Source organism: uncultured Barnesiella sp. (assembly GCF_946496565.1).
GTDB lineage: Bacteria > Bacteroidota > Bacteroidia > Bacteroidales > Barnesiellaceae > Barnesiella > Barnesiella merdigallinarum.
This window is the reverse complement of sequence record NZ_CAMMHD010000029.1, coordinates 1-11,293: the sequence shown is the minus strand read 5'-3', so window position 1 is coordinate 11,293 and position 11,293 is coordinate 1. Positions and strand designations below refer to the sequence as shown.

Genomic DNA, 11,293 nt, shown 5'->3' with positions numbered 1-11,293 from the left:
CCGCATTACCACACATAAACATTGTCATATAATTGGTCAAAAGACTGCAAATTTAACGTGAGTTCGATATAAAGATTGAAATTATCAGTTTGAAAATTAGGAACATAGCGATAAAAGCATTAAATTTATAGTGCTCAATTATAACATTTAAGCGACTACCACTATGTTCTCAGAGGCTAAAGTTACGGAGATTTTTTGTATGGCGGATGATTTTTGCAAGGAATTTGCCAAAACACAGGAAAAATATATGGTTGAAGACAAGAATCATAAGCATCGGAATAAGCCGAACCGGATGAGTGATGCGGAAATCATGGTCATCCTAGTCCTGTTCCACTCGGGAGGCTTCAGATGTTTCAAGCATTACTACAAAGAATATGTATGCAAACATCTGACGCATCTCTTTCCCAGACGTGTGTCCTATAACCGTTTTGTAGAACTGGAAAAGGAAGTCCTGCTGCAGCTGACCATTTTCATCAAGTAAGTCCTGTTGGGTACTTGTACCGGTATCAGCTTTGTGGATTCCACACCGCTGCGTGTATGCCGGAACCAACGCATATTGATTCACAAGACTTTTAAGGGTCTCGCCGAACGTGGAAAATGCTCCATGGGATGGTTCTTCGGGTTTAAGCTTCACCTGATCATCAACGATAAGGGTGAAATTCTCAATTTCATGTTTACTCCGGGAAATGTGGATGACCGTGAACCGCTGAAACAGACAAAGTTCCTGAAGAACATCAAGGGCAAACTGTGTGCGGACAAGGGGTATATCGGGCAAACCTTGTTCGAGAACCTATTTCTTAACGGCATACAGTTGATAACCAAAGTGAAGAACAACATGAAGAACTCCCTGATGAGCATAGCGGACAAAATTCTGCTGAGAAAACGTGCTTTGATTGAAACAGTCAATGACGAGTTAAAGAACATCGCCCAGATTGAACACTCCAGACACCGTTCCTTCAATAACTTTATTGCCAACTCGCTCTCTGCCATAGCTGCATACTGCTTCTTTGAAAAGAAGCCCGCCATTGACGTACGTTTTGTCAAAGACGGACAACTCACGATGTTTTCATTTATATCGAACTCACGTTATTTTATAATCAACCATATATCGGGCATCGATTGTTGTGTCACTAGAAGATAATTTTTACCTTTGTAAAGCTTTGGAAGTGGTTTGCACCCTACTAAAATGAGAAAATATAGCTTTTATTTGCCTCAGCTTCCTACATTCATTACCTTTGTCTCAATTGCTGTATGAACGATTGATATGCAAACAACTCAATACCCTGTTGATCCTAATCACAATTCTCTTCAAAAGCAAGACCTCATTCCCATCTCGTTCGATGAGCTTGTCGCCAACGACGATGCCAACCTCTGCATAGCACCCGACCAACTTACCATTATCTTGTGTACCGGGGGGCGCAAAGAGCTGCAAATCAACTTTGCCGACTATACACTCACGCCGGGCAGCCTTGCATTTATCTATCCCAACTCGATGTGGCGGCCGCTGGCAACGAGCAGCGATTTCGAGGCTCATTATTTTTCTATCCAGGGGACTTCGGCCAAGGAGTGGAACGCCTTTATCGACCTCGATACGGTATTCTCGCTCAGCTCCTACATCGCCAAGCATCCCCACACCCAGCTTTCGCTCGACGAGACTCAGGTGATGACGCAGTACTTGAACCTGCTGAAAAGTCGCTACGAAGCGAATGCACAAGCCATCATCATACGCTTCATTCTCTCGGCCTTTACGCTGGAGCTGAACCGAATATTCACCGCCCGGGAGAAGAGCGACCGCTCCAAAATATCGCGACAGGAAGATATTTTGTGGAAATTTCTCACGCTGCTCAAGCAGTATCACAAGGAGGAGCGCACGGTCAACTTCTACGCCGACAAGATGTGCATATCGCCCAAACACCTTTCGTCGGTCATCAAGCAGATGAGCCACAAGACGGCTCACGAAATCATTGCCGACTTTGTGACCATGACCGCCAAACGGCTGTTGAAGGCCACGACGATGAGTATTCAGGAGATTTCCGACGAACTGAACTTTGCCAACCAGTCGTTTTTCGGCAAGTTTTTCAAACAGAATACAGGCCAATCGCCCTCGGCATACCGCCGCAAATAACGGCACAACCATCGATCATCATTCACAAGAAAACAGATAACTATCCACATGAAGAACATGGCATTATTTCTATCGGCTATCTTCCTGCTATCAGGCTCGATCCGGGCTCAAGAGCAGCAGAATCGGTTTGCCGAACTTACCAACCCCCGGCTGATCGACATCAACAAGCTGCCGCCGCACGCTGCGTTTACGACATATCACAGCGCAGCCTCGGCTCTGGCCGGCGAACGGGAACGGGGCAGCGACTACCTGTCGCTGAACGGCACTTGGAAATTCCACTATACCGAACAGTTCCGTGAACGCCCCACCGACTTCATGCAACCCGGCTACGACACAACCGGGTGGAACACCATCGAAGTGCCGGGCAACTGGGAGTTGCAGGGATTCGGCGACCCCATCTATGTCAACATCGGCTACGAGTTCATTTCGCCGGGCTTCCCGCAATATCTGCAAGCTCCCAATCCGCCTATGGTGCCCGAGGCCTGGAACCCGACGGGGAGCTATCTGCGCACCTTCGACCTCCCCGCCTCATGGCAGGGAAAACGCATCGTCCTCTGTGCCGAGGCGGTGAAAGGGGCCGCCTACTTCTACCTCAACGGCGAGTTCATAGGCCTGTCGAAAACGGGCAAGGTACCGGCAGAGTTCGATATTACCGCTCAGGTTCGCTCCGGTACGAACACGCTGGCCGTACAGATGCACCGCTTCTCCGATGCCAACTACTTCGAGGGGCAGGACTTCTGGCGCCTCACCGGTTTCGAGCGCGACGTCTACCTCTATGCCCAACCGCAAACCCGGGTGGCCGACTTCGAGGTACAGTCGTCTCTCGACGAGTCGTACACCGACGGAGTGTTCCACCTTGGCATCGTGCTGCAAAACGACCAGACGAGCGCGCAACCGATGACCGTCGCCTACCAGCTGACCGACCGCTCGACCGGCAAGCCGCAAATCGTGGCCCAGGGCGAACAGACCATTACCCTCGACGCCTGCAACTCGAACTGCGTCAAGTTCGACGCCACCATCGACCGCGTCAAGGCCTGGACCGCCGAGACGCCTCACCTCTACGACCTGCTCATCTCGACCCGCAACAGCCACGGCGAAAACTGCGAATACATTCCCGCACGGGTCGGGTTCCGTACAGTCGAAATCAAAAACAGGCAACTGCTCGTCAACGGCAAGCCTGTCCTGCTCAAGGGGGTGAACGTGCACGAACACGACCCGCTCACCGGCCACTACGTGACCGAAGAGACCATGCTCAAGGATTTTGAATTGTGGAAACGATACAACGTCAATACCCTGCGCACCTGCCACTATCCGCAGCAAAAGCGCTTCTACGAACTGTGCGACGAATACGGCTTCTACGTCATCGACGAGGCCAATATCGAGACACACGGCATGGGCTACGACCGGCGCAAGGGGGGCACGCTGGGCAACAATCCGCTCTACCTGCCGGTACACCTCGACCGCCTGCGCGACATGGTCGAGCGCGACAAGAATCACCCCTCGGTCATCATCTGGTCGCTCGGCAACGAGGCGGGCAACGGCTACTGCTTCTACGAGGCCTACCGCTGGCTGAAGCAGCGCGATGCCTCGCGCCCCATCCAGTACGAGCGGGCCGAACTGGAGTGGAATACCGATATCTATTGCCCCATGTACACCTCGCCCGAGGGCATCGAGCGCTATGCCCTCGACCCGGCGTCCGACCGTCCGCTCATCCTCTGCGAGTATGCTCACGCCATGGGTAACAGTCTGGGCAACTTCCAGGACTACTGGGATGTCATCGAAGCCCACGACCTGCTGCAGGGCGGTTGCATCTGGGACTGGGTGGACCAAGGCCTCGAGATGACCAATGCCCAAGGCGAAAAGTTCTGGGCCTACGGCGGCGACTACGGACCCACCGGCACCCCCTCCGACGGCAACTTCTGCATCAACGGCATCGTCTACCCCGACCGCCGCATCAAGCCCCAGACCATCGAGATGGGCAAGGTGTACCAGAATATCAAGTTTCTCAACTTCGACAAAACGGCCGGCACCATCGACGTGAAGAACGAATTTTTCTTCACCCCGCTCGACAAATATGACTTTGTCTATACGGTCAAAGGCAACGGCAAGAGTCTGAAGACCGGCCGGTTCGACCTGTCGCTGCCACCCCGCCAGCAAACGACCGTCGCCCTGAAAGGGCTGCCTGCCATGAACGACGAGGCGGTCGACTACCGCATCGAATTCGAAGCCCGGCAGAAAGAGGCCGAACCCTTCCTGCCCAAAGGCTATGCCATAGCCCGCGAACAGATAGCCGTGAAGCCGGCCGTAAGACCCGTGGCCCAGCCCTCGGGCGAATCGATTGCCCAGACCGAAAAGGGCAACTCGGTCTGCTTCTCGGGCCGGGATTTCGATATCACCTTCGACAAGACTACCGGTCTGATGACCTCCTACCGCTACAAGGGTTGTGAATATCTGCTCGACGGTTTCGGTCCCCGCCCCAGCTTCTGGCGAGCCCCCACCGACAACGACTACGGCTACAACTCGCCCCGCCTGCTGGGTGCCTGGAAAGAGGCCTCGCAACAGGCCCCCGAGGCCCGCTCGTTCACCGTCGAGCCGGGCGATGGCAGCACCCTGCGCGTGACCTGCCTCTACACCTATCCGCAAACCGGGGCCGAGTGGACCATCACCTACACCCTATTGGGTAACGGTGTGGTGAAGGTCGACAACACCCTGCGCCTGACCGACTCGCGGACGCCCATGATTCCCCGCGTGGGGCTGCGCATGCAGATGCCCGCCTCATTCACCCGCCTCGAATACTACGGCCGTGGCCCGTGGGAGAACTACATCGACCGCCGCTCCAGCTGCTTCGTGGACCGCTATCGAGCCGATATTGCCGACCTCTACGAGCCCTATGTACGACCGCAGGAGAACAACCACCGCACCGATGTGAGCTGGCTGGCCCTCTCGGGAAACCGGGGTAAACTGCTCATCGTAGCCGACTCGCTTGTCGAATTCAATGCCTCGAACCATACGCTCGAGTCGCTCGACAGCGGTGAGACCCGCGACGACGGTCGCCAACGTCCCGAGAATCCCCGTCAACGCCACAACTGCGACCCCAAACCCGAAGCGCTCGTCGACCTCTTTGTCGACTGCCGCATGATGGGTCTGGGCGGCGACGACTCCTGGGGGGCCAAGCCGCACAAGGTCTATCAGATAGACCCGGCCATCCGCAAGATTACCTATGGCTTTACCTTCGTTCCGCTCGGCAAAAGCGCCTCGATAGAGCCGGCCATAAAACAATACTGAAGAATACCGCTCACGCCCGGGCATAGTCCGGGCGTGAACATCAAAAAAAACAACAAACCATTATGTACCGATTTACCCATCTGCTCTTCGCGCTCTCGCTTCTGCTCCTCACCTCGTGCAGCCTGTTCAAAAGTCTCAACCTCACCTCCGACGACGTGACCCGCATCACCTCCGAATGTCTCGACGAAGACTACGACCTGGTCTACTACTCGACCCTGTCGTTGCTCCAGGCCGAACAGTTCACCATCGTCGAAGCCAACAAGGAGAGCGGCATCATACGAGGCATGCAATATTTCGAACGCGACGACGTGGAATGGAATCTGAAAGCCTTTGGCGAAGCCACCGAACGAGAATCGACCGAGGCGGTATTCCTGGTGCTGCCCCTCCCCTCGAAACAGACCGAGGTGAAGCTATCGCTCTACCGCAACGCGCTGATTGTTACCCGCAAAGACGGGCACAACCAGAAACAGGACTCCCGCACCATGCTGCTCACCGAGTCGACCTACGACAAGTGGCTCAACAAGCTGAAGGCCGAAATCAAACGGCGCAAACGCCTTTCGTAAGATACAACAGAAACAACCTTTCAAACCCTCCAAAAACTTATGTCCAATCTATTCGAATTAAACAAATATGAAAACCAGGTAGATACCCTCATCACGGTATGCTTCATTTTGTCGGCCATGAGCACCCTGGCCACCGCCATAGCCTGGATAGGGCTGGCAGCCTGCACCGTGCTGCTCGGCCTGCTGGTCTATTATCCCTTCTGGTGCAAGCGAAACGACGAATCCCTGTTTGTCCCCTGGTGGATTCTCTATTTGCTTTACTGGTGTGTATTTACTTATTGGACCGGTCATGATTTAATCGCTACGTTATGAAAAAGAAAAGCAAGTCGGTTATCCGCCTGAAATATATCGAGCTGATAGCCTTCGTCGAAACCGGGTTTGCCGCCCTCTGCCTCATCGTGGGGCACACATGGCTCATAGCCCTGTCGATAGTCCTGTTTCTGATACCGCTGTGGGGGCTAATCACCCACCGACGCTGGTGCCGGAAGCACAACGAACCCTATGCCAACTGGGAGATGCTCTATACCGTCGTCGCTTGGGCGGTGTATCTGTTTATCATATTGGTCATCTATTTCCACTTCGTTGCATAAGCAGGGGATAGGACCAATCACAAACATCTAAAACACACATCCATGAAAAACCGACTGCTCATAGCAACAGCTATTCTCATTGCCCTGAACGGCATAAGTTGCAAACAGCAAGGCTCCACCACCTCGATCATCGGACAAGGCGACGGCCCTACCGCCATCTATATCGACGAACAGCCCGATTTCCTTTTGCGCAAAGGACTCGACCTCATTCACGAGATGCACGATTTGGCCAACGACTCCAACTACATCAAATATGTTACGACCCATACCGAGATTACGCAACGAGTACGGGAGTTCGCCTCCGGTAACTACCAGTCGGACTACAAAGTATTTGCCATCGACAACCTGAAACCCTTCACAGACTACCTCACCCGGATGGCTCCCGGTCTCGATTCCAAACTCTACGAGCGGTTGTACCGGAGCATTCCCGCACTCATCAATGCCCAGTCGGGCTCCACGGCCATAGCCGCAACCTCATTGCTCACCGGCGAGGATGTATTCCACAGCAACCAACCCGAAGCTCCTTGCATATACCTCTACAGCTTCAACAAGGGCATCAACTGCCTGGTTTTGTTCATCCCCCAATCGGAGAAAATCATACAGGCCTATGCCTCGTGGACTATCAACCGGCAACTGGGTCAGGTAAAGAAAGCCGACGACGTAAAAACTTTCTTCAGAACGGTCTTGAACATCCCCGATATAGCTATCGAACAGCTGAAATAGTAGAGATATATCGCGACACGGAATCCTGGGAATAAAACATTTCCCCCCCTGTACCCATTTGGAGCTCATATCGCGTGCAGGGTGACTGGGAGTAATCGCCCCCGGAGTCATTCCGTGCCACGACGCGGAATCCAGAAATCCCGGCAAAGGGGAGCATCTGCAAACGACACGCTCGCAGCTCCCGCATCAAGCGGGAATGACAGGGTGCAGGCTGACATGTCCAGATTATTCCCCTCCACGATTTTCTACTACCCCCGACCCCCACAGAACGAGAGAAAAAAAACAAAAACACCCGGCAGAAGATTATCTACCGGGTGTTTCTTGTAGAGCGGAAGACGAGGCTCAAACTCGCGACCCTCAGCTTGGAAGGCTGATGCTCTATCAACTGAGCTACTTCCGCAATTTTGTGTGGGCAAAGATGGATTCGAACCACCGAAGGCGAAAGCCAGCAGATTTACAGTCTGCCCCATTTGGCCACTCTGGAATTTGCCCTGAAAGCGTGTGCAAAGATAATACGCTTTATTTTAATTTGCAAACGAAATCGTGCATTTTTATCGCCGTAACGGCAGCTTCGTCACCTTTATTTCCCAATCGGCCTCCGGCACGGTCGCGCGCCTGCTCCATGTTATCGGTAGTGAGAACCCCGAAAATAAAGGGGATACCGAAGAGGGTATTGAGATGAGTAATGCCCTGCGTCACACTCTGGCACACATAGTCGAAGTGCGGAGTATCGCCGCGCACCACACAGCCGATGGCGATAACGGCATCGGGCTGATAAAACTCGGCCATCTGTTGCGAGGCAAACGTCAGCTCGATGGTACCCGGCACGCGGGCCACAAAGATGTTTTCTTGTTTCACACCGTTGCGTACGAGGGTATCGACAGCCCCTTTCAGCAGGGCATCGGTAATCTCGGCATTCCACTCGGCAGCGGCAATAGCCACCCGCATCTCCGACGCATCGGGCATGCTGTTGGCATCGTAGTCCGATAGATTGTGATAGGCAGTAGCCATAACTATTCCTTCCTTTTTTTCGAAATAAGGCCGCCTTTCTTGCGAGAGACGGCCTTATCGTTATGTGATTAGATAAACTTGATTACTTGCTTTGAGCACGCTCGATGTAGCGTTCGATGCCGCGGGCGTCGTTCGAGGTAGGATATTTGTCCTTAATCTCCTGATAGAGTTTCACGGCAGCCTCTTTGTTACCCAGCTTCTCATACACGGCGGCAGCCTTTTTCAAATAGACGGGGCTGAATACGGCGTTGTCCGAAGCCTTGGCAGCTTTCTCGAAATATTTCACGCTCTCGTCGTATTTCTCCATATCGACCAAGCAGTTGCCGATAGCAGCCATCACGGCAGGAGCCAGAACCGATTCGTCGGCGCTGAATTTCGAGAGGTATTTCTGGGCGTTCTCATATTCGCCTTTTTCGTAGTAGGCCAGACCCAGATAGGCGTTTGCCAGATTGCCGGCAGCCGTCGAGCCATATTGATCGACGATAGCCAAGAGGCCGTCGAATTTTTCATTACCGTTGATTGCCAAGTCGATAGAGTCGTTTTCAAAAGCCATTACAGCCTGATACATAGCAGCTTGTGCCTTGTCTTCGCGGGGCAACAGGTAGAAGTGACGCACACCCAGGATGGCACCGATAACTACCACCACGATAAGCAGACCCCACAAGAGAGGTTTCTGATACTTTTCAACAAACTGTTCCGACATCGAGAGAGCTTCGTTCATTTTCTCAAGCTCGTCTTTTTCTTTTTCTGCCATATTTTTCTTGTCTTTTAATTATTTTTATCCTCATGTTCAATCCCTACGCGGGGAATTGAGTGACAAAAGTAACTTATTTCTTTATATAAATAAAATTTCATCTTCATTTTTTTGTAGTTGAAGCACTAATAGCGCGAGAGAAACTATTTTTTTGCCCCGCGGCGGGAGGAGGGCCGGGCTATTTCGGCAAGGCATTTATGTTCGAAACCGAAAAAATTTGCGTATGTTTGTGGAAACAAAACGACAAACCCGACATGATTCTCTCCCGGCTATCGATAGTCAATTTCAAAAATATCGCCCAGGCAGATTTGCAATTCTCGCCCAACATCAACTGCTTGTTGGGAAACAACGGCATGGGGAAAAGCAATCTGCTGGATGCCATCTATTACCTCTCGTTTTGCAAAAGCTACACCCGCAACCCCGACTCGCAAAACATCCGCCACGGCGAGGAGTTTTTTGTCATACAGGGATACTACGAGCGCAACGGCAACGACGAGGAGCTGTATTGCGGCATCAAGCGCCGGCAAAAGAAGAGTTTCAAGCGCAACAAGAAGGAGTATGACCGGCTGTCGGACCACATCGGGTTTGCCCCGCTGGTGCTCTCGACCCCCTCGGACAACGAACTGATTTTGAGCGGCAGCGAAGAGCGGCGCAAATTTATCGACCAGGTCATCAGCCAGTTCGACAAGCCCTACCTGGGCATCCTCATCCGCTACAACAAGGCGCTGGAACAACGCAACGCGCTGTTGCGGCAGGAGTGCACCGACGAGATGCTCTACGACATCTGGGAGGTGCAGATGGACAGTGCCGCCGCCGAAATCTACGAAAGCCGCCGTCGGTTTCTGCAAGCCTTCATTCCCGTGTTTCGCCGCTTCTATGGCGAGATTGCCTCGCAAAACGAGGTGGCCGACCTCATCTACACCTCGCATCTGGCCGACGGACCGCTGTTGCCCCAACTGAAGGCTACCCGCCAGCGCGACCTGGCCATCGGCTACACCACCCGAGGCATACACCGCGACGACATGGAGATGATGCTGGGCGACTATCCCATGAAGCGCATAGGCTCGCAAGGGCAGTGCAAGACCTACCTGATAGCCTTGCGGCTGGCCCAATACGACTTTTTGCGTGAGCAGGGCGAGACTGTCCCCCTGCTGCTGCTCGACGACATCTTCGACAAGCTCGATGCCGAGCGGGTGAAGCAGATTGTCCGGCTCGTATCGTCCGACCACTTCGGGCAGATATTCATCACCGACACCAACCGCCAGTATCTCGATGAAATCGTGCAGTCGATCGGGTCGCCATACAGCATCTTCTCCGTCACCGACGGAGAGTTCAACCTTTTGGAGGGAAACATGTTATGAAGAAGCAGGAACCGCTATCCATCAAAGAGATTATCGCCCAGTTTATTGACGTAAACGACATGGGGCAAAAGCTCGACGAGACCCAGCTCATACGCCTGTGGCCCAAGATTGCCGGCGAAACGGTAAACGCCTACACCCAATCGCTGCAGGTGCGCAACCGCACCCTCTACGTACACCTGTCCTCGGCTGTGCTGCGCAACGAGCTGATGATGCTGCGCAACGAACTGCTGCGCCGCTATACCGAAGAGTTTGGCCACCCGGTCATCGACAATATTGTTTTCAGATAAAATACGATTTATGGAACCTACCGAAACCCCGATATTCCACCACACGCTGCCCCTGCAACTGCGCTTCAACGACGTAGACCTGCTGGGACATGTCAACAACTCGGTCTACTTCGCATTCTACGATCTGGGTAAATCGCGCTACTTCGAAGCGGTCAAGGCCCAGAACATCGACTGGAAGAAGGCCGACGTCGTCATCGCCAACGTCAACGCCGATTTCGTATCGCCCACCTACCCCAGCGAACCTATTGCCGTGCAAACCTGCACCACCGAAATAGGTAACCGCAGTTTCAAATTGTTACAACAGATTGTCAACACCGAAACCGGACAGGTAAAAGGGGTATGCCGCACCGTCATGGTGGGATTCGATGTCAAAGCCGGTACAGCAGCTGCCATCAGCGACGAATGGAAAGAGGCCATCTGCCGATTCGAGGGGAAAGAGCTGCGAAAAAAATAGCCGCTACACCCCGCAAATCCGTCGCCTTTCACTATTTTTGCAGAAAATAGGATGCGGCTCGGCATAGTCAAGTTCGAAAATTTCATTTTCATCGGTCTCTGCTCCCTGCCTTTCACTATTTTTGCAGAAAATAGGATGCG

The 11,293-nt window shown here is 52.9% G+C and carries 11 protein-coding genes, 2 tRNA genes and 1 pseudogene; 10 read left to right on the top strand and 4 right to left on the bottom strand.

Translation table 11 applies throughout. From position 1 onward, the window contains the following. Positions 1-163: 163 nt before the first annotated feature. The 7 genes and pseudogenes from Q1K76_RS11725 to Q1K76_RS11695 form a co-directional block, all read left to right on the top strand. Positions 164-1,036, top strand: a pseudogene (locus Q1K76_RS11725) (IS982 family transposase); the annotation flags it as partial. A 228-nt stretch (positions 1,037-1,264) separates the two neighbouring features. Continuing rightward, on the top strand, positions 1,265-2,125 hold the full coding sequence (locus tag Q1K76_RS11720) for an AraC family transcriptional regulator (RefSeq protein WP_300133573.1): 861 nt from the start codon (positions 1,265-1,267) through the stop codon (positions 2,123-2,125). A gap of 48 nt (positions 2,126-2,173) precedes the next feature. Next, complete coding sequence (locus Q1K76_RS11715) at positions 2,174-5,410, top strand: glycoside hydrolase family 2 TIM barrel-domain containing protein (RefSeq protein ID WP_300133570.1); 3,237 nt, start codon at positions 2,174-2,176, stop codon at positions 5,408-5,410. Positions 5,411-5,472: 62 nt separating this feature from the next. After that, on the top strand, positions 5,473-5,973 hold the full coding sequence (locus Q1K76_RS11710; RefSeq protein ID WP_087407797.1) for a hypothetical protein: 501 nt from the start codon (positions 5,473-5,475) through the stop codon (positions 5,971-5,973). A gap of 39 nt (positions 5,974-6,012) precedes the next feature. After that, positions 6,013-6,285: a hypothetical protein gene (locus Q1K76_RS11705; protein ID WP_087407798.1), complete on the top strand. Its 273-nt coding sequence runs from the start codon at positions 6,013-6,015 to the stop codon at positions 6,283-6,285. Further along, entirely contained in the window at positions 6,282-6,563 is a 282-nt protein-coding gene (locus Q1K76_RS11700) for a hypothetical protein (RefSeq protein WP_087407799.1), read from the top strand. The genes Q1K76_RS11705 and Q1K76_RS11700 overlap by 4 nt, the downstream gene beginning before the upstream one ends. A gap of 42 nt (positions 6,564-6,605) precedes the next feature. Then, positions 6,606-7,286, top strand: coding sequence for a hypothetical protein (locus Q1K76_RS11695; RefSeq protein ID WP_300133566.1), 681 nt, complete (start codon positions 6,606-6,608; stop codon positions 7,284-7,286). Between the two features lie 327 nt (positions 7,287-7,613). Here Q1K76_RS11695 and Q1K76_RS11690 read toward each other — a convergent pair. From Q1K76_RS11690 to Q1K76_RS11675, 4 genes are all read right to left on the bottom strand, one after another. Then, positions 7,614-7,686 (bottom strand) — tRNA-Gly (locus Q1K76_RS11690). Positions 7,687-7,695: 9 nt separating this feature from the next. Beyond that, positions 7,696-7,778 (bottom strand) — tRNA-Tyr (locus Q1K76_RS11685). A gap of 27 nt (positions 7,779-7,805) precedes the next feature. Then, positions 7,806-8,297 carry a 6,7-dimethyl-8-ribityllumazine synthase gene (gene ribH, locus Q1K76_RS11680; RefSeq protein ID WP_087407801.1) on the bottom strand — a complete coding sequence of 164 codons (492 nt, stop codon included), beginning with the start codon at positions 8,295-8,297 and terminating at the stop codon, positions 7,806-7,808. A gap of 82 nt (positions 8,298-8,379) precedes the next feature. Continuing rightward, positions 8,380-9,051 carry a tetratricopeptide repeat protein gene (locus Q1K76_RS11675; protein WP_087407802.1) on the bottom strand — a complete coding sequence of 224 codons (672 nt, stop codon included), beginning with the start codon at positions 9,049-9,051 and terminating at the stop codon, positions 8,380-8,382. A gap of 254 nt (positions 9,052-9,305) precedes the next feature. On the opposite strand from Q1K76_RS11675, the gene recF reads away from it, so the two are divergent. The 3 genes from recF to Q1K76_RS11660 are packed head-to-tail and all read left to right on the top strand — an operon-like array spanning position 9,306 to position 11,153. Continuing rightward, on the top strand, positions 9,306-10,412 hold the full coding sequence (recF, locus tag Q1K76_RS11670; protein ID WP_087408040.1) for a DNA replication/repair protein RecF: 1,107 nt from the start codon (positions 9,306-9,308) through the stop codon (positions 10,410-10,412). Then, positions 10,409-10,699, top strand: a complete 291-nt coding sequence (locus Q1K76_RS11665; RefSeq protein ID WP_087407803.1) for a DUF721 domain-containing protein — start codon at positions 10,409-10,411, stop codon at positions 10,697-10,699. The genes recF and Q1K76_RS11665 overlap by 4 nt, the downstream gene beginning before the upstream one ends. A 10-nt stretch (positions 10,700-10,709) precedes the next feature. Next, on the top strand, positions 10,710-11,153 hold the full coding sequence (locus Q1K76_RS11660; RefSeq protein ID WP_087407804.1) for a thioesterase family protein: 444 nt from the start codon (positions 10,710-10,712) through the stop codon (positions 11,151-11,153). The last annotated feature ends 140 nt before the right edge of the window (positions 11,154-11,293 follow it).

Coding starts and splice junctions, on each gene's coding strand:
- Q1K76_RS11695 (WP_300133566.1), top strand. CDS start 6,606: ATGAAAAACCGACTGCTCATAGCAACAGCTATTCTCATTGCCCTGAAC.
- Q1K76_RS11705 (WP_087407798.1), top strand. CDS start 6,013: ATGTCCAATCTATTCGAATTAAACAAATATGAAAACCAGGTAGATACC.
- Q1K76_RS11720 (WP_300133573.1), top strand. CDS start 1,265: ATGCAAACAACTCAATACCCTGTTGATCCTAATCACAATTCTCTTCAA.
- Q1K76_RS11710 (WP_087407797.1), top strand. CDS start 5,473: ATGTACCGATTTACCCATCTGCTCTTCGCGCTCTCGCTTCTGCTCCTC.
- Q1K76_RS11715 (WP_300133570.1), top strand. CDS start 2,174: ATGAAGAACATGGCATTATTTCTATCGGCTATCTTCCTGCTATCAGGC.
- Q1K76_RS11700 (WP_087407799.1), top strand. CDS start 6,282: ATGAAAAAGAAAAGCAAGTCGGTTATCCGCCTGAAATATATCGAGCTG.
- ribH (WP_087407801.1), bottom strand. CDS start 8,297: ATGGCTACTGCCTATCACAATCTATCGGACTACGATGCCAACAGCATG.
- Q1K76_RS11665 (WP_087407803.1), top strand. CDS start 10,409: ATGAAGAAGCAGGAACCGCTATCCATCAAAGAGATTATCGCCCAGTTT.
- Q1K76_RS11660 (WP_087407804.1), top strand. CDS start 10,710: ATGGAACCTACCGAAACCCCGATATTCCACCACACGCTGCCCCTGCAA.
- Q1K76_RS11675 (WP_087407802.1), bottom strand. CDS start 9,051: ATGGCAGAAAAAGAAAAAGACGAGCTTGAGAAAATGAACGAAGCTCTC.
- recF (WP_087408040.1), top strand. CDS start 9,306: ATGATTCTCTCCCGGCTATCGATAGTCAATTTCAAAAATATCGCCCAG.